The organism is Tunturibacter empetritectus (assembly GCF_040358985.1).
Lineage (GTDB): Bacteria > Acidobacteriota > Terriglobia > Terriglobales > Acidobacteriaceae > Edaphobacter > Edaphobacter empetritectus.
Map to the genome: position 1 here is coordinate 3,798,714 of NZ_CP132932.1, position 19,686 is coordinate 3,818,399.

The window sequence follows — 19,686 nt, forward strand, 5'->3', positions numbered from 1 at the left end:
TCTCAGGAAGCCTCGTTCAACACCGGCAGCACCGCATCGCCAGACGCCTCAGCCGCGAAGTAACTGCGAATTCGCTCGGCCGTTGCAGCATTCACCACCGCAGTGAGCGCATCAGTTCCAGCCTGCTTAATCCCGCGCACGCTGCCAAAGTGTTCGATCAATCGTTGCCGGGTTCTCGGCCCAACGCCCGGTATCGACAGCAACTCACTGTCGCGGTCGCGCATCTGGCGCCGCTTGCGATGATAGGTCACAGCGAACCGATGGCTCTCGTCGCGAATCTTCTGCATCAGGTGCAACACCGGAGACCGCCGGTCCAGCACCACCGGCTCATTCTCCTGCCCATACACATAGATGATCTCTTCCTTCTTCGCGATCGAAGCCAAGGGCTGCAGCGTGACGCCGATCTCCTCAAGCGCCGAATACGCCGCATGCAACTGCCCTAGTCCTCCATCGATCAGGATCAGGGAAGGGAAGGGCTTCTTATCTTCCTGCAGTCGCTTGTAGCGACGTTGAATTACCTCACGCATGCTCGCGAAATCGTCGACGCCTGTAACCGTCTTCACTTGAAACTTCCTGTAGTCGGACTTTTTCATCGCGCCATCCTCCCACACCACCATGGAGGCCACCGTCTCAGCACCTTGAATATGCGAGATGTCGAAGCACTCGATTCGACGTGGCAGCTCCTCGAGCGTAAGCGCATCCTGCAACGCCTCCTGGATAGCCTTCATCGCAGGCTGCAGCACGCGGAACCGCTGATCATAAGACTGTTTCGCATTCTGACAGACAAGGTCGACAAGGGATCGTTTTTCACCGCGCTGTGGAGCAAGAATCTCGATTCGCTTTCCAGTTCTCTCAGTCAGGGCCTCTGCCAGCAGCGCTCGGTCAGGAAACTCAACCGGCACGAGAACCGATCGCGGCACATAACTCTGATCGAGATAAAGCTGTTTCAGAAGCGCAGAGAAAAACACCCCCGGACTGAATGCGCCTCCCATCTCCGACACCGCTGCATGTTGCACAATGGCGATACCCTCGCCGATCTCCGGCGCTGGCGTTGCGGGGTCAGGCTCCATGCGAGGCAGTGCCTCCAACTCGTCCACCTCGGAGACCGCCTCCGTCGCCGCATCCAGCAGAGAGTCCGGCAGATCCTCCCAGAAGAAATCGCGCCGGTCCACAATCTTGCCGCTTCGCATGTGGAACAGGTTGACCGCGAGCATCTCGTTCTCAAAGTGATAGCCGAAGACGTCGGCGTCCTCATTGTCCGCGCTCGCCATGCGCTGTTTGTCCTGCATCTGATGAACCGTAACGATCTGATCTCGCAGACGCGCAGCCATCTCAAACTGCTGCGCCTCTGCTGCCGCCTCCATCCGCTTCGTCAGCGACTGCTCAAGCTCGTTCGGCCTCCCCTCCAGAAAGAGCTGCACATCGCGTATGGTCTCGCGGTAAGCGTCCGGTGTGGTTAGTCCCTCCAGGCAAGGACCCAGGCAGCGCTTGATGTAGTACTGCAGGCAAGCCCGCGGATGATATCGCGACAGGTCAACCTTGCAGCTTGGAATCAGAAAGCTGCGATGGATCAGATCCACCAGTCGATAGGCCAGGTTCCCCGGAAAGTAAGGACCGTAGTAGGCCCCGCCGTCCTTGCGCAACCGGCGCGTCACGAAGACCTTCGGGTAGCGGTCATTCATCGTCAGCTTGATGTAGGGGTAGGTCTTGTCATCGCGCAGCAGAATGTTGAAGCGTGGCTTCTTCTGCTTGATGAGGTTGTTCTCCAGCGCAAGGGCCTCGTGCTCGTTGGCGACCGTGATGTACTCCACATCGATGGCCTCGCGCATCAGGGTGCCGGTCTTGGCATTCGCCTGCGACGCCTCCAGAAAATACGAGCGCACCCGTGCACGAAGGTTCTTCGCCTTGCCGACGTAGATCACCTCGCCCTCAGCATTTTTATAGAGATAGCAGCCTGGCTGGGTGGGGAGAGTTCGAATTTTCTGGTGAAGATCCATCGCGTATATCGGAGCCCGCATCTCAGTGTAGACGCAGCCTTACGGAGCCTGCAGTGTGCATATCTTTGCTCAGTAGATTTGACGCGACAGCCGATCAAAAGTTCCCGCTTCCCAGCTAGCGCTTTCATCAGGCGTGTTAGATAATCCTAATAACTAGTTGAAAAGAAATGGTCTACTGCCATGCATATTTTTGGCACTCTGATTGCATCTTATCAACTGCTGTGGCAGGTCTATTGCAGCACTTACTACCAGGAGAGTGGAAAGAATGAGATCCAATAACAACAAAGACATGAAGATCAAATCTGCCTGCACCGCCGTATTTGCCAGTGCTCTTGCCCTCACCTTCACGGTCGGCTGCTCGACGAAAAATTACGTTCGCTCCCAGACCGCTCCCATCATCCAGCAAACAAATGATCTGGATACCAAGACTGCCGCCGACCACCGCAATATCGTCGACACCGACGAGCGGGCCAAGACCGGAATCGCCGGTGCACAATCCGCGGCGAACACGGCCGACCAACATGCCCTGGCTGCCGGCCAGTCCGCCGATGCAGCCAATCAGTCCGCGAAGGAAGCTTACAACCGGGTCGACAGCCTGAGCGGCGTCGTAGCCAACCTGGACAACTATAAGCAGGTCTCGGATGTTGGCGTAACCTTCGCCTTCGACAAGTATGTTCTCACTGCATCTGATAAGAAGCAGCTCGACGACTTGGCGGCGAACCTCACCAACACTCGCGGCTACATCCTTGAAGTCACCGGCGGAACGGACTCAGTTGGCGACGCGGCCTACAACTATCAGCTCAGCCAGCATCGCGCCGACGCGGTCGTCAACTACCTGGCGTCGAAGTACAACATCCCGCCGCATAAGTTCTACCTGATCGGCATCGGCAAAGACCAGCAGGTCGCCAGCGACAGCACAGCAGCCGGCCGCGCGAAGAATCGCCGAGTCGACATCAAGCTGATGACTAACATGAACAGCGACCAGCCGAGCACCGCTTCTTCCACCAAACCGAATGGTCAGATGTAAGCAGCTTTTTCAACTCGAAGTCGACAAACAAAATCACTAAAACGCGCCAACATGATTGTCGGCGCGTTTGTTTTTAACATCGTGCCGACGTAGCAAATTGCGCCTGGAAGGCCGCAATGTAGAAGCCTATGTCTTGAGCTTGCGATAGACGATCGCCAACAACCCGGACGCCAGGATGACCCAGGCAAACTGATACCAGTAGAAAAACGGAAATCCCCAAAGTTCAGGCGTTGAACGCGCGTAAACTATCGGAAAACACAGCCCAATATAAGGCAAGACAAGCAACAGCACCCAGCGGCTTCTGCGGGTCTTTGGTTTCGCGTTCGTGTCTGTCTCCGGCACCATATGCTGCAAAGCATAATGCATTAACTTCAAGTACGGAAGCCCATGTCAGCACTAAGTCATAGATAGAAATGATCGGGTAAAGTTGAAGGTAGAAGATATGAAAGATATGCCTGATCTCATCCCTAAGAATCTCTCGCAAGATGTCGTCTCTGCCAAAGATCCGATTGCTGAAGCCATTGCGATCATGGCCCGTCTGCGCGCTCCGAACGGCTGCCCGTGGGACCGCGAGCAGACCTTCGACTCTATCAAGCGTCACACCCTCGAGGAGACCTACGAGGTCTTCGATGCCATCGAGCGCCGCGCGTGGCCCGATCTAAAGGACGAGCTCGGCGATCTCCTCCTCCAGGTTCTCTTCTACGCCCAGATGGCCTCAGAGGCTGGCTACTTCACCATCCAGGATGTAGCGGAAAATCTAAACGCCAAGTTGATTCGCCGTCATCCCCACATCTTCGGCGACGCTGAAGCCACTGACTCCAACGCTGTCCTGCGCAACTGGGAGCAGATCAAGCAGACCGAAAAGAAGGCGCCCGCATCCACCCAGACCTCCATGCTCGACGAGATCCCTCGCTCCATGCCCGCCTTGATGGAAGCGGGCAAACTCGGCTCCCGCGCAGCAAAAGTAGGATTTGACTGGCCCAACTCCGAAGGCCTCTTCGACAAGCTGCACGAAGAGATCGGCGAGCTCAAGGCCGAGCTGAATCCCACCTCGACCGCCAGCTCAGCAACAGCGATCGAAGCGGAGTTAGGCGACATTCTCTTCACCGCCGTCAACCTCGCCCGACACCTCAAGGTCGACCCCGAATCTGCTCTACGCGCTACAAACGCAAAATTTCGCCGACGCTTCGCCGCGATGGAGTCCGCCGCAGGCAATAGCGCCGCCCTGGCCGCCTCCAGCCCCGATCAGCTCGAAATACTATGGAACCAGGCGAAGAACGCCGCCACCGAGCCCACAAGGTCATGAACGCCAGCCCTCAGACAGCCATCTCCATCCAGTCCCTCACCAGTCTCGAACACCTTGAGCGCTGCGTCGACCTCCAGCGCGAGGTCTGGAGTTACAGCGACAACGACATCGTCCCTCGGCGCGTCTTCATCGTTGCACACCGCATCGGCGGCCAGGTCCTTGGTGCCTTCGACGGCCAGAGCCTCATAGGTTTCGCCATGTCTCTCCCTGGCTATCGCGAGGGCAAATCTTACCTCCACTCCTACATGCTCGCAGTCCTCCAGCAGTACCAAAACCTCGGCATCGGCCGCCGCCTCAAGCTCGCCCAGCGCGACGACGCCATCACCCGCGGCTTTGACCTCATGGAGTGGACCTTCGATCCTCTCGAGATCAGAAACTCGCATCTGAACATCAACCGGCTCGGCGCCATCGTGCGCCGCTATCAAGCAGACTTCTATGGACCCTCCTCCTCCCCTTTGCAGGGTGGCTTGCCCACCGACAGGCTCTATGCAGAGTGGTGGCTGCGCTCCAGCCATGTCGCCGATCTGCTCCGTGGCGAGCCGCAGCCCCAGGAGATCCTCGAACGCATCACCGTTCCCCACACCATCTACCAATGGAAGCAGGACGCTCAGCAACGAAGCCTCGCCAGAGCCCTGCAGGGCAACAACCGCACCGCCCTCGAATCGGCGTTTCAGCGCGGATTGGCCGTCGTTGGGTACGAACGCGACACCCAGGGCAACGGTACCTTCCTCATGGGTCCCTGGAAGAACTCCTCGGAGGTCTGACCTATCCGCCCCTCGATCGCAGTACAATCTCTTTGAGCCACGCCACCAGACCCGCTGCGATCCGCAACTCGGAAAGACAGGACTGCAAATGCTCAACATCGACGCCATTCATCTCCGCGAAATCAACCTGCCGTTAGCGCACCCCTTCGAGACCAGCTTCGGTCTTACCACCAGCCGTCGCATTCTCCTCGTCGAGATCGAATCCGAAGGCCTCACCGCGTGGGGCGAATGTGTCGCCGGCGAGCACCCCTTCTTCAGCGACGAGACCATCGACACCGCCTGGCTCCTCATTGAGTCCGAGCTCGGTCCCCGTCTGCTCGAGGCCGATGTGGAGTGCGGCGGAAGCTGCCCAGCTATCTTCCACCAGGTCCGCGGCCACCGCATGGCCAAAGCCGCCCTCGAAAACGCCGTCTGGGACCTCGAATCGCAGGTCAAACGCGTCCCGCTGGCGAAACTCCTCGGTGGAACCCGTGACGTTATTTCCTGTGGAGTCTCGATCGGCATCCAGCCCTCGCCCGCGCACCTGATGGATAAGATCGCCACTGAACTCGCGGCAGGCTATCAGCGCATCAAGCTAAAGTGCAAGCCAGGCTGGGATGTCAGCATCTTCGAAGCGGTCCGCAACCGCTGGCCCGATATCACTCTCAGTTGCGACGCCAACTCCGTCTATCGCATGAAAGACCTTGAAGACCTCGTCGAATGGGACCGATTCAATCTGCTCATGATCGAGCAGCCTCTCTGGTACGACGACTTCTACTTCCACGCCATGCTGCAGAAGCGCCTCTTGACCTCAATCTGCCTCGACGAATCCATCCGCAATCGCCGCGACGCTCTCGCTGCCATCGCCATGGAGTCCTGTCGCATCATCAACATCAAAGTCGGCCGCGTCGGCGGCTTCAGCGAGGCCATCGCCATCCACAACGTTGCAGAAGAGCGCGCCATTCCGGTCTGGTGCGGCGGCATGCTCGAAACCGGCATCGGCCGATCCCACAACATCGCCCTCTCCTCTCTGCCTAACTTCTCGCTGCCCGGCGACGTCTCCGCCTCCAGCCGCTACTGGACCGAGGACATCATTGAGCCGCAGGTCACCGTCAGTGAACGCGGAGAGATCACCGTGCCCACGACTATCGGCAGAGGATTCGAAGTGCAGCGCGACCGCATCGAGTCTCTCACCGTGCGCCGGCAGACCCTCCATGCCAAGGCTCGCGTCATCGCCTGATCTATCGTCTACCGCTCCGGCAGTGGCGTAGCTAGCATCATCCGGATAGCATCTTGGTAGCTCATCGGCCCAAGCTTCTGGAAGTCGCTGCCCGTTGACTCAGTATTCACGTTGACCGTCTTCAACATCAGCGCTCGCACGCTCAGCTTCATCGAAAAGTAAGTGAAGATCCATCTGTTTTCCCCGACACTGGTCTGATCAAGCACCAGTTTGCCCCCAGGATAGATGTGAGCGAGCATTCCCCAGCCGAAGTTCACTCCACGCGAGATCGTCCCTTCCATGCGAACCAGAGTATGCGACTTTGCATCGATCCAGACTCTTCCCTCAAGCCCCGTTAACGCCCCAGCCTCCGTATTTGGCGGATTGAACTTCGGGTCAGGCTTGTAGTCGAGCACGACCTCCGGAGGCCCGCCGTTTTTCCCGGACTGCGGCTGCCCCGGCGTGTAGGTGTAGATCATCGCATCCGGCATCAGAGGCACTAACTTATCTGCCATCTTCCGATCCGACTCGCTATTCCGCACATGTCGAAGGTATGTCGAAGGTGACGCCATCATGTCGTTCAGTCTTTGCCGTTCGCCTTGATCCTGCTCTTCCGTTAACGGTTTTCCGTCCCTCATGATCAGGCGCGCCACTGTCCCGTCTCTACTCTCCACCACGTCGCGAACCACGTCCCCCTTCTCGCTCACCGTGTGCGTGCGATAGCGCAGGTAGGAGTCGGTGTGATGCAGCGCCTCCAACTCATTTTTGGCCGCGTCGACGACCCACGAGCGAGGCGGGATCGACTGCAGTGCTGCCTCGCCTACATCTTTCGTAGTAGTGGCGTTCTGTGCGCCTGCAGTTCCTCCCGCCACAGCCGTCAGGAAGAGAAGACACCCAGGCAAAATCCGCTTCCGTGCCCTCATCCGCCCGGAAATAGCTATGAATCGGGACTTGCTGACTGAAGCGGCCTCGCATCCATCCCCGGAACCTCTTACCAATCCACACCTCTCATCTCTCCATTCTATGGTTCCTTCTTATGACTCACAGAGCGGGACAAAGTATTCTCGCGTTTGCCTCGCGGCATGAGCTTGGGTATAGTTCGGGCAAGGTGCATGTGCAGCAGGCACGACCTCAAGGAGAACAAAACGCTTATGAAACCAGCAGAGGGTTCCACCGTCATCGGTAAGTCGGTCGTCATTCGAGGAGAACTCTCCGGCGAGGAAGACCTTTACATCGACGGAGACATCGAAGGAACCATCACTCTCAAAGAGAGCGCTTTGACCATCGGACCCAACGCGCGCGTACGGGCCGATATCAGCGTCCGCGACGTCACCGTCTTCGGTCATCTTACCGGCAACGTTCAAGCGACGGGGCGCGTCGACCTCCGTCAGTCGGCGATCGTCAATGGAGACATCCTGGCCGGCCGGCTCAGCATCGAAGAAAGCGCGATCCTGAAGGGAAGCGTCGAGCTCAAATCCAACTCCGAAGGAATGTCCAAGTCCGCCACTCCTGCCGCAACGCACGCCGCTCCAGTCGAGTCCGGCGCTCCTCTCTTCACTCAACCACAGGCATAGAACCAGAAAGGGAAGCGGGCTCATGCGCAGCCTTTTCGGCGGTAGCGAAAGCACAAGCACTCAACGAGGTGGAGACACCGGCCGCATCCCGCGTCACTCCAGCGGGTGGAAAGAGTTATTGAAGCACCTGCAGTCGCAGGAATCTCTGCGCATTCTCGACATCGGTCCTACCTCGTCCACCAACATTAACTACATCACCAGCCTGGGTCACAGCATATATATGGCGAGCGTCGTAGATGAGGCATCAAAGCCGGAGTGGCTCACTCCCGGCGAAGACGGCCAGGAACCCAGGTTTGATGTCGATCGATTTCTCGAGAGCAATCTCAATTTTTCCGGTCGCGTCTTCGACGTCGTCATCTTTTGGGACACAGCGGACTATCTACCCGAACCTTTGATAGCGCCTGTGCTGGCCCGCATCCACAAAGTTCTACAGCCCGGCGGACTCATGCTCGCCTTCTTTCATCAGACAAGCAGCCCGGAGACCTTCTTTTGTCGCTATCATCTGACCGATAACGACGTAGTCGAGATGCAGCGCGCAGGAAACTATCCTCTGCTCAACATATTCAACAATCGCAAGATCGAAAACCTGTTTAGTGCATTTAGTAACTTCCGATTCTTCCTCGCCAAAGACAGTCTGCGCGAGGTCATCATCACGCGCTAAGCCATCGGCTGATCCCGAGGGTGTTATTCATCCCTAAGCCGTATAGAAAAAAGTGTCCCGAGAAAAGCGGAAGGCGCCCCAACTGGAGGCGCCTTCGCTTTCATAGTTGAAATCTTCAGAGATCTAGCCCTTAGCACTCTGCTTCCGACGCTCCGCCCAGCGTTTCTTCATCGCGTCGGCGATTCGTTTGCGACCCTCGGGGCTCAACTTGCGTTTGCGAGGGGCCGCTGCTGCTGTTGAAGCAGCTGCGTTCTTACTCCCTTTCGGACGGCCCGGCCCTGTGCGCTTTTTCGTTGCCGTCGTCCCAGCCAGCAGCGCGCGAGCTTGCTGGAGCTTTACGATCTGGGCATCTATCTCGGCAATAATGCGGCTAACTTCCACGTGTTACCTCCGGTGGCGTCATCTAGGTCGAGTTACTCGAAATTATCTGCGTCAACCAATTTTATTGCCACCCCATGACGATACAGAAGTAACTAACTCAATGCAAACAAGAAGTAACTCGTCCGCTACTTTGATTTAACAATAGTGACATTATCTTCTTCTGCTATAGGTGCTGTTTTTGGAGCGCGGATCGCATATCCAGGTCCAGCTTCATCGAGTTCCTCATGCCGCGAGCCCCCCAGCCCGCGACGATGATGAGACTCATCAATGCACCTTTGCAGATCCTTCAGCGTTCCTTGTTTATCTCGCGCAAACTCAGTCGCCATGCGGGTCAGAGCATAGGCGAGTATGTCACTGTGGTGAAGGTCCTGCATATCCGGCGCGCGTCGAATATTGAGCCACAGACGATGCACAAGCTGTACTTCGTGCGGCTCAATCGTAGGGGCATGTGGTCCGATGTGGAAGCTCAGGGACTCACCATCCGGTTTGATCACATAAAAAGTAAATTGCCGCTTCGGCTCAGGCAGCGCCTCCCACGCCTGGCCAACGTGATAAGCCTGCTCCTCGGCAGTAAGCTTGGTCGATAGTCCAGAGACCACCGCCGCTGCATCCAGCGAGTTAGCCGTCTGTACCAGCGCCGAAAAAATATCTCCGGCAGGAACTACCAGCAAAGAAATATGTTTCCCAAAGCTCTCAGCGACAGACACCGCCTTGGTAAATAGCATCTGCTCATGTTCGCTGAATAACTGTTCCGACGCATCTACATACTCCGGTCCGCCCGCGCCCATCATTCGAGCAGCCAGCACCACCAGATCCTGATCGTCCGTATTGGTATGCGTCAAAGCCCACTTCAGCGCAAACGGTGCAGCGGAGTCGCGCATCGTCACCACGACTGCGCCTGGACGAATCTCCAACGCCTCACGTCCCACATTATCCTGATGCTCCAGCTGAAAATGTTCCTTCATCTGCATCGTGGTTAGATCGTGACGACGTTTGTTATCTCTCTCCGACAGAGAAAAAATTACAAAGAATGCAGCCGCAAAGATAATTCCACTTACCGTAGCTACCGACTTTGTAAATAAATTGACAATTGCCGTAGTAAGCAACACCAGGAAGACAGAAAGGAGCCCCAAAGGAATCTCTGTCTTCCCGATTCGAATATTCAGGGGAACCTTCCAGCCACGTTCGCCCTTGTACTTCCACCGCAACACCAGCATTGCGAGCGCATTGAAGGTAAAGCTCCAGATCACGCCAAACGCATATGCCTCGCCCAGCATGATCACGTTGCCCCGAGTTACAAGAATCGTGAACACCTGCAGCCCTGCAACCAGGTTCACAATGCGATAACTGGTCCCATATTTTCTCTGCGGCTTACGAAACCAGTCCGACAGCACCCCATCCTCAGCCACTCGCATCAGTACGCCGGTCGAACCCACGATCGCCGTATTGACTGCCCCGCCAAGAATCAGGAATCCCACGATCACCACAAAGACGCGGAAGCCGATTCGAACCGCCAGCGGCCCCACCATGAACATCGCCATTCCAGCGATCAGGTTATCTCGATAGACCGGCACCCGCACCGTATCCGGAATCAGCATCACCGCCAGCAGCGTGCCGATACCCGTGAAGATGAAGCTGTAGATCGCAATAACAATCGCGGCGCGCTTCAAATTCTTCAACTTCGGATGCTCGATCTCGCGGTTTACCTGAGCTAATGATTCTTCACCGCTCATCGCCAGCACCGAGTGTCCAAACGCCATCAGCACACCGAACAGGCCCAACGACCGCATGAATCCTGTGTGCTTCAAAAATCCCAGAGCATCCTTGCTGAAGTGAAGATTGTCCGGCGTAGGCCACGGCGGAAGATGTGCCCCAACATGAATCGCCGAAAAAATTCCCCACGTAAGCAGAATCACAACCATCACAGTCGTGATCTTCATCACCTTCAGAGCCTTGTCGCTCGACTCCTCAATCCCCTTCGTGTTTTGCCACCAGAAGTAGATGGTGATAAGCCCCGCAATCGCGGCGGAAGTTCCATCCACCGGCAACTGCCGAGCCGAGCCGCTGGGATGCAGCACCAGCTTGACAGCCCAATGGTGCGCCGCGCAAAGCCGCAACACCTCATTCAGCAACCCGACAATATATTGCCCCGCCGAAACACCTGAGATCGGCCCAGTCAGAATGTAGTCGAACATCAGCGCCGACACGCTCAGCTTCGCAAACGTTCCGCCCAGCGCCTCCTTCACAATTCGGTACACGCCGCCGCGCGTGAACATGCTGCAGCTCTCGACATACACCGCACGCACTGCAAAGCTGAACAGCATCACGCCCAGAATGAACCACGGCGCAGCCTTGCCCACTGCCTCCTCCGCGATGCCGCCCGCGTAAAATGCCGATGATCCCAGGTCGTTCAGCACAATCGCCGCAGCTCGCCAGAACGAAATAAAGGTGAGCATCACCGACGACGCCACGACCAGGCGGACGCGGTTCGATTGCGGCTTAGTAATCGTCTGTTTAGATCCCATTATGATTTGCTGTTTGACACCACGAACAACCATCGACACCGAATAGCTTCAGCATATGCGACGGTCACTCCCCACCTGCAGTGAAACACTGCCAACACCCACCGGCAAGAGCAGACTGTGATCCTGCTTCCGCCGCTGACAGCTATTCTTCATCCCCCAGCAACTCCTTCAAATCTTCTGCAAAACTCACCACAATCACCACCGCCGAACCCGCCATCCCAATAAAAAACAGCGGGACAACAATCTTCGCAACGAGATGAATGACAAAATCCATGCATCACCATTGTATCTCTCACATGGCGCAAACTAACTGGAAATTGTCGGCTCAATGTTAGACTGCAAACGCATGCGACTTATCCCCCCGCGACTCTGGGCCATGGCCGTGTTATCCGGCATCCTCCAGGTTTTACCCTTTCCCATCGCGGGGCCCGTGCCTCTCTGGCGAACCACCTTCTGCTGGGTCGCACTTCTTCCTCTCATTTGGGCGATTCTTGCTAACGACAAGAACAACAACCCACTTACCATCCGTCAGGGCGCAGCCCTCGGTTACCTCTGCGGCTTTCTCTGGTACATGGGCAACTGCTACTGGATCTACCAGACGATGTATCTCTACGGCGGCCTCGCCAAGCCCATCTCCGCCGGCATTCTCATCCTCTTCTGTCTCTACCTCGGCCTCTATCACGCTCTCTTCGCAGCCCTCCTCGCCGCACTCCGAACTCGGTTCAGCCGTCAGACCACCCTGCTCTTCGTCCCCGTCGTCTGGGTAGCCGTAGAACTCGCCCGCGCCCGTATCACCGGTCTCCCGTGGGATCTTCTCGGCATCGCCCAGGTCGACAACCCCATGCTTACCCGCCTCGCTCCCATCACCGGAGCCTACGGCCTCTCCTTCGTCATCGCCGCGGTCAACGCCCTCTGGCTGGTTCGCATCCGCCTCCGCGAGCGACGCTACACTCGCCCCGCGCTCACCGTTGCAGGCGTCATCATCGTCGTCGTCTACATCCTTGGCCTGCGCCTCATTGCAAACCCGAAGCCATCGCCCACGTCCGCAACCGCAACACTCGTGCAGGAAAATCTCGAAGTAGGAGCTGCCAACACCGGCCCGCAACCCACCAGCCAGCAGCTCCTCGACTCCTTCTCCTATCTCAGCCGCCGCCCCTCCACAAAGTTCCTCCTCGGAATCCCCGAACTTCCAGGCACGCAGACTGTCTTCCTCCTCCGTCAGCACGCGTTGGACGAAGGGACCGATTCCAGTGCGACTGTGCCGATACCAACCGACCTCATCGTCTGGCCCGAAGCGCCTTCAGGCTTCTTCACGACTGACCCCAACTTCCACCAGCGCATGAACGAACTCGCCGCCTCCAGCCAGGCGCTGTTGATCATCGGCAGCATCGGCATCGTTCCAAATCCCGATACCCATAGCGACCGCCCGTACTTCAAATATGACTCCGCAGCCATCTTCACTCCCGATGGCAGCTCCCCGGCCCGTTACGACAAGATCCATCTCGTCCCCTGGGGAGAGTACATTCCCTTCAAGAGCTTTTTCTTCTTCGCCAGCAAACTCACCGCGGGCGCCGGCGACATGGATCGCGGCTCCAACCGCACCGTCTTCTCCTTCCGCGGGCATAACTACGGCACCTTTGTCTGTTACGAGTCCATCTTCGGCGACGAGATCCGTCAGTTTGTCAAAAATGGCGCAGAGGTTCTAGTCAATATCTCCGACGACGGCTGGTACGGCGACACCAGCGCCGCATGGCAACACCTCAACATGGTCCGCATGCGCGCCATCGAAAACCATCGCTGGATCCTCCGCTCCACCAACACCGGCGTCACCGCAGCCATTAACCCTTACGGCCACGTCACCGCCGCTCTCCCGCGTCACTTGCGCTCCAGCCTGCGCGTCCACTTCGGCTACGAGCAAGACCTCACCTTTTACGCCTCCCACGGAGACCTCTTCGCCTACGCCTGCGCCCTCCTCACCACACTTGGCCTCGCCTTCAGCCTCCGCAGTCGTATTGCAAAGCAGTAAATGTATTCAAGTAGATAAAAAGACCGCCCAAGAAACCCGTCATCCTGCGCGGAGTGTCTCACAGCACTTTGTGAGACACGCAGTCGAAGGATCCCCACATTTTGCCTTCGTTTATGGTCGTTCGTCTTCGACATCAATGCACAGACTGCTCTAATAATTCGCGTGAGAAGAATGTGGATCTACAAGATCGTTCTTGGCCCCCTTCTCTTAGCCCAGGGTCGAACAATGCGCCGAACGGCTCGTCGTCTGGCTGAAGCGGCAGGCGAACGGACTGGTGTCATCTTGGCTGAAGGCAATCAGTCGGAGTTGAAGCTGCTCTTTGTAGGGGACTCGACGATGGCTGGAGTCGGTGTTCAAAATCAGAAGGCTGCCCTGGCTTTTCAAATTGCCGCCATTCTTGCAAAGGAACTCGGCCGGTCTGTTCGATGGCAGCTCATCGCCAAGTCGGGTCTCAATACCAGCCAGGCTTTCGAGTTTGTGAGAGAGCAGGAGCTTTTGCCAGCCGATGTAATCGTGACGGCACTCGGGGTCAACGACGTCACTTCGCAGAGGACTTCGCGTCAGTTCGTTGAGGACTATGAAATCCTGATCCACGAACTTTTACGTCGGACTGGAGCACAGTTCGCGGTGATCAATGGTCTGCCTCCGCTGCACCTTACCCCTGCTGCTCCTCAACCACTTCGTTGGTACCTGGGGAGATGTGCGCATTTGCTGGACGTACACCTTCGACAATGGATCGCCCCTCAGCGCAATATCGCATATGTCTCGCTTCAATGGGCCTCCAATCCAAAGGAGATGGCGGCAGATGGCTTCCATCCCGGCGAAAGCCAATACAGACAGTGGGCAGACTTAGTTGCAGAAACTATCATCAACCTAATGCCTAAGCAAACCCTTGAAAACCAGGCCGCCAGATGACATCGCGCCAGTCGAGCCAAAAAACTCCGTGTCAAACTGTCACAACATTTGGTTCAGACTCGCCGGGGCCAGAATAAAAATCCTTCGATGAACTAAAATCAAATCTTATGCTCTCTGACTTCGAATACTCTTACTCCCCGGTCCGTGACAAAGTGCGCGCTCTGCGGGAGTATCTTTGACTCGGCCCGACTCCGCCGCGAACTCTCCATCAGTGAAGAGAAGATAGCCGACCCCACCGTCTGGGCCGACGCCTCGCGTTCTCAGCCCCTCATGCGCGAGCGCAAACGCCTTGAAACTCTACTCGCCGACGACGCCGAACTGGCCCGCCGCTCCGACGACATCGAAGCCTACTTCGACCTAGCCCGCGAAGGCGAAAACACCGAGCCCGACCTCGCCCGCGAGATCCCCGCTCTGCTCGACTTCGCCGAAAAACTCGAATCCAAAACCATGCTCTCGGAGGAGACAGATCCCCTCAACGCTATCGTCACCGTCCACCCAGGTGCCGGCGGTACAGAGTCTCAGGACTGGGCCGAGATGCTCATGCGCATGTACATCCGCTGGGGCGAGCGCCAAAGCTTCAAGGTCGAGATCAACGAGATTCAGGACGGCGACGAGGCCGGCATCAAATCCGCCACCTTCACCATCACTGGCGACTTCGCCTTCGGCCTGTTAAGTGGAGAGACGGGGGTTCATAGGCTGGTCCGCATCTCACCCTTCGACTCCGCCAAGCGCCGCCACACCAGCTTCGCCAGCGTCTTCGTCTCGCCCGAGATCGACGACACCATCGTCATCGACATCAAGACCGAAGACCTCCGCATCGACACCTACCGCTCCGGCGGCAAAGGCGGCCAGCACGTCAACACCACCGACTCCGCTGTCCGCATCACCCACATCCCCACCGGCCTCGTCACCGGATGCCAGAACGAGCGCTCCCAGCACAAGAACAAAGAGCGCGCCATGAAGATGATGCGCTCCAAGCTCTACGAGTACGAGCTAGACAAGAAGAAGGCCACAGCACGCAAGCTCGAAGACTCCAAGCTCGACATCAAGTTCGGCTCCCAGATACGCAGTTACGTCCTCCAGCCCTATCGCATGGCCAAGGACCTACGCACCCGAGTCGAAGTAGGCGACGTCGACAAGGTCCTCGACGGCGACCTCGAACCATTCATCCGCGGCTACCTCCGCATGCGCCGCGAGGGCAACTTCCCCGCCGAAGCCGAAGACGACGACGTGGCATGACATCTGTCATCCTCGGGTATGACAAGCAGCATTACTGCACAAGCTGAGGACAAGGGATACTCATTCAAGCTGATGTCTTGCATTGAGAAGACGTCGCTTTGGAGAAGCCCTTGTCCACCTCGCTGCCAACGAAGCCCGACTACGGCGTAGACGCACCCGCCGTCATGCGCAACTTCTTTCTCATCGGCACCGCCTGCCTGCTCTTCGCGATCTTCTCGCCGCACATCCTTCACCTCGGTCCGGTCGAACTGAATGCCCGCAGCTTCTACTGGCCTGCAGGCTTTCTTCTTGCAGAAGGTTTTCTCTTCCTCCTTTACGTCAAGGTTGGAAAGTTTCGCCATAGCGATTTCATGCTCAGTCTCCACCAATGGCGTGGCGACGAAAATGTCCTCGACGTAGGCTGCGGACGCGGCCTTCTCCTCGCAGGAGCAGCCAAACGCATCGCCGCACTCTCAGGAACCGGCCACGCCACCGGCATCGACGTCTGGTCCAACGTCGACATGGGCGGCAACTCCTCCGCGGCCACCCAGCGCAACCTCGACCTTGAAGGCATCTCAAAATACTGCACCCTCGTCAGCCAGCCCGCACAAACAATGTCCTTCCCCGACGCCACCTTTGACGTCATCGTCTCCAACCTCTGCATCCACAATATCTACGACAAGCCAACCCGCCTTCAGGCACTTCACCAGATCATCCGCGTCCTCAAACCTGGCGGCATCGCACTCCTCTCCGACTACAAACTCACCGGTGAATACGCCAGAGAATTAGCCGCCGCCGGTCTCATCGTAGAAAAGACACGCGGTAGCCTGATCACCACCTTCCCGCCTCTCACCGTCGTAATTGCCCGCAAACCGATGTAACTCTGGTGCCTCGGTCGCATCCAACAAGATGGGACATCGGAGGCAAACTCAGTGAGCATATCCAAACCGAGCACAGCTAAGACCAACGACAAGAAGAAGACACCAGATGAACAGGCACCCTTGCGCAAACACTTGACCGCCCTTCTCCACGGCGGTCAGGCCCACGCCACCTTCGACGAAGTCATAAACGACTTTCCAGCCGATCTTCGCGGCACTGTCCCATCCAACCTCCCCTACTCCGCCTGGCAGATCCTCGATCATCTCCGCATCACACAGCGCGACATACTCAACTTCTCCGCACCCCCCACCGGCGGCTATCACGGCCTCAAGTGGCCGGACGAGTACTGGCCCAAGTCCCCGCAGCCACCCGCTTCCAACTCCTGGGACCAGTGCGTCGCCGCAATCCGCTCCGACGCTGAACACTTCCACTCGCTGATCGAAGATCCCAGCTCCGACCTCTACAAGCCCTTCCGCTGGGGCGACGGCCAGAATCTACTCCGCGAGGCTCTCCTCGTCGCCGACCACAACGCCTACCACCTCGGCGAACTGCTTGTCATCCGCCGTCTTTTAGGCGCATGGCCCAGATAGACTCTAACTGCGAGGCCCCAAAACAAGATGAACGAGTCAGAGATCATCCGCAGCATGTTAGGCGCCACCAAAGAGAACCCACGCACCATCGCGGTCATCGGCCTCTCGGAAGACCCTTCCAAGCCTAGCCACTATGTCTCCGCCTACATGCAGCAACACGGCTACAGGCTCTACCCCATCAACCCCTCCATCCCCGAAGTCCTCGGCGAAAGATCCTTCGCGTCACTCTCCGATCTCCCCATCAAGCCCGGCATCGTCAACGTCTTCCGCCTCCCAAAGTTCATACCCGCCATCGTCGACGATATGATCCGGCTAAACCTCCCCAACCTCTGGGTCCAGCAGGGAATCGTCAACCTTGAAGCAGCCGACCGCGCCGAAGCTGCAGGAATCCACGTCGTCATGGACCGCTGCATCATGGTCGAACACCGCCACCTGACACCCAGGTAACAAAGCCTCTCGCACAAAGCCCTACAATTGGAAGTGAATGAATAACGTACGCAAACTCTCCGCCTTCCTGCTCTTCGCCTGCGCCTCCTTGCTTTTCAAGCCCGCGCACGCCCAGCTTCAGGTCGTCGGTGACGGCGGCCCCGGCCCTGTCAAAGCCCAGCATCTCACCGCCGAACTCGTCTCTCTCTCCCCGAGCATCGCCCCCGGCGGCACTCTCCAGGTCGGCCTCGTCCTCACCCTCGAAGAGCACTGGCACGTCTACTGGATCAACGCCGGCGACTCCGGCGAACCACCCAAGATAACCTGGACCCTCCCCGAAGGCATCACCGCTGGCCCCATGCTCTTTCCCATCCCCAGCCGCCTCCCGCTCGGTCCGCTCATGGACTTCGGCTACGAAGACGAGGTAGCCTTCCCCGTCCAACTCACCTCCGCCAGCAGCCTCAAGCCCGGCCCCATCCACCTCGACGCCAAGATCAACTGGCTGGTCTGCCGCGAGGTCTGCATTCCCGGTAAGGCCCATCTCGGCCTTAACCTCAACGTCGTCGCCGGAGATGGCACAAGCTCTGCTCCAGCCGAGCCCGTCGGCGCAGTCGGCGAAGCCCTCGGTCTCATCCCCAAGCCGCTCCCAGCCGACGCCAAGCTCACCATCACCGGCGGCAAAACCGACTTCGTCCTGAACCTCGTCACTGGCGGCCGCGAGACCAACGCCGAGTTCTATCCCTCCGATCAGGACCAGATCGCCAACGCCGCCCCACAGCAGATCGAGCCCACCTCAGACGGTGTTCGCCTCCGAGTCCGCCGCTCCGAAGACCTCAAAACCCTCCCCGCTCAACTCCACGGCGTCCTCAAGCTCTCCGACACCGACGCCTACGAGATCACCGCCCCCGTCACCCCAGGCGAAGTCGCTGCTGCACCCGGCAGCAAACTCCCTGGAGCACCGGCCACCAGCAGCGTCACCACGCTCAGCGCCATCGGCCTCGCCTTCGTAGGCGGCATCATCCTCAACCTGATGCCCTGTGTCTTCCCGGTCCTCTTCCTCAAGGGCCTCGCCCTCGTGCAGTCCTCCGGCGAAGAGCGCAGCCGCCTCCGCAGCCACGGCATCGTCTATACCCTCGGCATCCTGGTCTCCTTCTGGATCATCGTCGCCGCACTCCTCATCCTCCGAGCCACCGGCACCCAGGCGGGATGGGGCTTCCAGCTACAATCCCCAACCTTCATCGCCGTCCTCGCCGCAGGCCTCTTCTTCTTCGCCCTCTCGCTTGCCGGACAGTTCGACCTCGGCCTCTCCCTCACCAGCGTAGGCGGTGGCCTCGCGCAGAAGCAGGGCTACACCGGCAGCTTCTTCACCGGAGTCCTCGCCACCATCGTCGCCACGCCCTGCACCGCGCCGCTCATGGGAGCAGCCATCGGCTTTGCCCTCGCCCAACCCGCCGGAGTCACCTTCGCCGTCTTCACCGCCCTTGGCCTCGGCCTCGCCACACCCTATCTCCTCCTCAGCTTCCAACCCGCCTGGACCCGCATCCTCCCTCGTCCCGGCGCATGGATGGAGATACTCAAGCAGCTCACCGCCGTCCCGCTCTTCGGCACCGCCATCTGGCTCGCCTGGGTCTATGGCAACCTCCACAGCGGCAACAGTCAGGGTGTCGATCACGTCGCCCGTCTTCTCTGGTGCTTCCTCGCCCTGGCCATCGCAGGTTGGGCTCTCGGCAAGTGGCCCGCAAGCTGGAAGAGCGCCATCGCAGCACTCCTGATCGCCGCCCTAGGCCTTGCCATCCCTCTCTATCAACCGAAGGACACCACGCTAGTCTGGGCCCCTTACTCGCAACAAGCCCTCGATCAGGCCCGCGCCGCCGGGCATCCCGTCTTCATCGACTTCACCGCCGCCTGGTGCCTCAGCTGCCAGGTCAACGAGCGCGTCGTCCTCAAATCCGCCGAAGTCCAGCACGAGTTCAACAAGAACAAAGTCACTCTCCTCAAAGCCGACTGGACCCAGTACGACCCCGAGATCACCAAACAGCTCGCCTCGGTCAACCGCAGCGGCGTCCCCACCTACGTCATCTATCCCGCGATGAAGAACTCCTCCGCTGACGTCCTCCCCGAGCTCCTCACCAAAGACATCGTCCTCACCGCCCTCGAAAAGGACGTAAGCCGCTAGAGCGGATTCCCAATTGCTGTAAA

General features: G+C 58.2%; 19 protein-coding genes. 13 read left to right on the plus strand and 6 right to left on the minus strand.

The window, feature by feature from the left end; genetic code table 11:
• Positions 1-2: 2 nt before the first annotated feature.
• Entirely contained in the window at positions 3-1,997 is a 1,995-nt protein-coding gene (gene uvrC / locus RBB75_RS15825) for an excinuclease ABC subunit UvrC (protein ID WP_353068625.1), read from the minus strand.
• Positions 1,998-2,262: 265 nt separating this feature from the next.
• Here uvrC and RBB75_RS15830 point away from each other — a divergent pair, with 265 nt between their 5' ends.
• A complete protein-coding gene (locus RBB75_RS15830; RefSeq protein ID WP_179637669.1) occupies positions 2,263-3,024 on the plus strand; it encodes an OmpA family protein in 762 nt (253 codons plus the stop codon).
• A gap of 126 nt (positions 3,025-3,150) precedes the next feature.
• Here the strand turns inward: RBB75_RS15830 and RBB75_RS15835 are convergent, their stop codons facing one another.
• Positions 3,151-3,390 (minus strand): DUF3311 domain-containing protein, encoded by a 240-nt coding sequence (locus RBB75_RS15835; protein ID WP_306459696.1) that lies wholly within the window; start codon positions 3,388-3,390, stop codon positions 3,151-3,153.
• 85 nt (positions 3,391-3,475) lie between these two features.
• Between RBB75_RS15835 and mazG the strand changes: the two genes are divergently transcribed.
• The 3 genes from mazG (at position 3,476) to menC (ending at position 6,313) form a co-directional block, all read left to right on the plus strand.
• A complete protein-coding gene (gene mazG / locus RBB75_RS15840) occupies positions 3,476-4,330 on the plus strand; it encodes a nucleoside triphosphate pyrophosphohydrolase (RefSeq protein WP_179637670.1) in 855 nt (284 codons plus the stop codon).
• Positions 4,327-5,094: a GNAT family N-acetyltransferase gene (locus tag RBB75_RS15845; protein ID WP_179637671.1), complete on the plus strand. Its 768-nt coding sequence runs from the start codon at positions 4,327-4,329 to the stop codon at positions 5,092-5,094. The genes mazG and RBB75_RS15845 overlap by 4 nt, the downstream gene beginning before the upstream one ends.
• Before the next feature lie 88 nt (positions 5,095-5,182).
• Positions 5,183-6,313, plus strand: a complete 1,131-nt coding sequence (menC, locus tag RBB75_RS15850) for an o-succinylbenzoate synthase (protein ID WP_179637672.1) — start codon at positions 5,183-5,185, stop codon at positions 6,311-6,313.
• Between the two features lie 8 nt (positions 6,314-6,321).
• Here the strand turns inward: menC and RBB75_RS15855 are convergent, their stop codons facing one another.
• A complete protein-coding gene (locus tag RBB75_RS15855; protein ID WP_179637673.1) occupies positions 6,322-7,194 on the minus strand; it encodes a hypothetical protein in 873 nt (290 codons plus the stop codon).
• Between the two features lie 249 nt (positions 7,195-7,443).
• Here RBB75_RS15855 and RBB75_RS15860 point away from each other — a divergent pair, with 249 nt between their 5' ends.
• Together RBB75_RS15860 and RBB75_RS15865 are read left to right on the plus strand one after the other, a co-directional pair.
• On the plus strand, positions 7,444-7,866 hold the full coding sequence (locus RBB75_RS15860) for a bactofilin family protein (RefSeq protein ID WP_353068626.1): 423 nt from the start codon (positions 7,444-7,446) through the stop codon (positions 7,864-7,866).
• Positions 7,867-7,888: 22 nt separating this feature from the next.
• Positions 7,889-8,527 (plus strand): class I SAM-dependent methyltransferase, encoded by a 639-nt coding sequence (locus RBB75_RS15865; RefSeq protein WP_257030889.1) that lies wholly within the window; start codon positions 7,889-7,891, stop codon positions 8,525-8,527.
• A gap of 123 nt (positions 8,528-8,650) precedes the next feature.
• Here RBB75_RS15865 and RBB75_RS15870 read toward each other — a convergent pair whose 3' ends face one another.
• From RBB75_RS15870 to RBB75_RS15880, 3 genes are all read right to left on the minus strand, one after another.
• A complete protein-coding gene (locus RBB75_RS15870) occupies positions 8,651-8,908 on the minus strand; it encodes a hypothetical protein (RefSeq protein WP_179637675.1) in 258 nt (85 codons plus the stop codon).
• Positions 8,909-9,033: 125 nt separating this feature from the next.
• A complete protein-coding gene (locus RBB75_RS15875) occupies positions 9,034-11,433 on the minus strand; it encodes an APC family permease (protein WP_179637676.1) in 2,400 nt (799 codons plus the stop codon).
• Between the two features lie 142 nt (positions 11,434-11,575).
• Complete coding sequence (locus tag RBB75_RS15880) at positions 11,576-11,707, minus strand: hypothetical protein (protein ID WP_257025438.1); 132 nt, start codon at positions 11,705-11,707, stop codon at positions 11,576-11,578.
• A 72-nt stretch (positions 11,708-11,779) separates the two neighbouring features.
• Between RBB75_RS15880 and lnt the strand changes: the two genes are divergently transcribed.
• The 7 genes from lnt to RBB75_RS15915 all read left to right on the plus strand — a co-directional run bounded on the left by lnt (position 11,780) and on the right by RBB75_RS15915 (position 19,663).
• A complete protein-coding gene (gene lnt / locus RBB75_RS15885; RefSeq protein ID WP_353068627.1) occupies positions 11,780-13,459 on the plus strand; it encodes an apolipoprotein N-acyltransferase in 1,680 nt (559 codons plus the stop codon).
• 171 nt (positions 13,460-13,630) lie between these two features.
• The gene (locus RBB75_RS15890; RefSeq protein ID WP_179637677.1) at positions 13,631-14,374 is read left to right on the plus strand and encodes an SGNH/GDSL hydrolase family protein; all 744 of its coding nucleotides are present in this window, start codon (positions 13,631-13,633) and stop codon (positions 14,372-14,374) included.
• Positions 14,375-14,481: 107 nt separating this feature from the next.
• Positions 14,482-15,613, plus strand: a protein-coding gene (gene prfB / locus RBB75_RS15895) for a peptide chain release factor 2 (protein ID WP_179637678.1) whose coding sequence is annotated in 2 segments (ribosomal slippage) — positions 14,482-14,550 and positions 14,552-15,613 — 1,131 coding nt in all. Because the reading frame shifts where the segments join, the coding sequence is not laid out codon by codon here.
• A 110-nt stretch (positions 15,614-15,723) separates the two neighbouring features.
• A complete protein-coding gene (locus RBB75_RS15900; protein ID WP_353068628.1) occupies positions 15,724-16,473 on the plus strand; it encodes a class I SAM-dependent methyltransferase in 750 nt (249 codons plus the stop codon).
• Positions 16,474-16,524: 51 nt separating this feature from the next.
• Positions 16,525-17,061 carry a DinB family protein gene (locus RBB75_RS15905; protein WP_353068629.1) on the plus strand — a complete coding sequence of 179 codons (537 nt, stop codon included), beginning with the start codon at positions 16,525-16,527 and terminating at the stop codon, positions 17,059-17,061.
• Positions 17,062-17,088: 27 nt separating this feature from the next.
• Entirely contained in the window at positions 17,089-17,508 is a 420-nt protein-coding gene (locus RBB75_RS15910; protein WP_353068630.1) for a CoA-binding protein, read from the plus strand.
• 37 nt (positions 17,509-17,545) lie between these two features.
• Positions 17,546-19,663 carry a protein-disulfide reductase DsbD family protein gene (locus tag RBB75_RS15915; RefSeq protein WP_353068631.1) on the plus strand — a complete coding sequence of 706 codons (2,118 nt, stop codon included), beginning with the start codon at positions 17,546-17,548 and terminating at the stop codon, positions 19,661-19,663.
• The last annotated feature ends 23 nt before the right edge of the window (positions 19,664-19,686 follow it).

What these genes read in the sequence shown, in the direction of transcription:
- RBB75_RS15910 (WP_353068630.1), top strand. Translation starts at nt 17,089, where the DNA reads ATGAACGAGTCAGAGATCATCCGCAGCATGTTAGGCGCCACCAAAGAG.
- RBB75_RS15835 (WP_306459696.1), bottom strand. Translation starts at nt 3,390, where the DNA reads ATGCATTATGCTTTGCAGCATATGGTGCCGGAGACAGACACGAACGCG.
- RBB75_RS15875 (WP_179637676.1), bottom strand. Translation starts at nt 11,433, where the DNA reads ATGGGATCTAAACAGACGATTACTAAGCCGCAATCGAACCGCGTCCGC.
- uvrC (WP_353068625.1), bottom strand. Translation starts at nt 1,997, where the DNA reads ATGGATCTTCACCAGAAAATTCGAACTCTCCCCACCCAGCCAGGCTGC.
- lnt (WP_353068627.1), top strand. Translation starts at nt 11,780, where the DNA reads ATGCGACTTATCCCCCCGCGACTCTGGGCCATGGCCGTGTTATCCGGC.
- RBB75_RS15830 (WP_179637669.1), top strand. Translation starts at nt 2,263, where the DNA reads ATGAGATCCAATAACAACAAAGACATGAAGATCAAATCTGCCTGCACC.
- RBB75_RS15845 (WP_179637671.1), top strand. Translation starts at nt 4,327, where the DNA reads ATGAACGCCAGCCCTCAGACAGCCATCTCCATCCAGTCCCTCACCAGT.
- mazG (WP_179637670.1), top strand. Translation starts at nt 3,476, where the DNA reads ATGCCTGATCTCATCCCTAAGAATCTCTCGCAAGATGTCGTCTCTGCC.
- RBB75_RS15880 (WP_257025438.1), bottom strand. Translation starts at nt 11,707, where the DNA reads ATGGATTTTGTCATTCATCTCGTTGCGAAGATTGTTGTCCCGCTGTTT.
- RBB75_RS15915 (WP_353068631.1), top strand. Translation starts at nt 17,546, where the DNA reads ATGAATAACGTACGCAAACTCTCCGCCTTCCTGCTCTTCGCCTGCGCC.
- RBB75_RS15860 (WP_353068626.1), top strand. Translation starts at nt 7,444, where the DNA reads ATGAAACCAGCAGAGGGTTCCACCGTCATCGGTAAGTCGGTCGTCATT.
- menC (WP_179637672.1), top strand. Translation starts at nt 5,183, where the DNA reads ATGCTCAACATCGACGCCATTCATCTCCGCGAAATCAACCTGCCGTTA.
- RBB75_RS15865 (WP_257030889.1), top strand. Translation starts at nt 7,889, where the DNA reads ATGCGCAGCCTTTTCGGCGGTAGCGAAAGCACAAGCACTCAACGAGGT.
- RBB75_RS15890 (WP_179637677.1), top strand. Translation starts at nt 13,631, where the DNA reads ATGTGGATCTACAAGATCGTTCTTGGCCCCCTTCTCTTAGCCCAGGGT.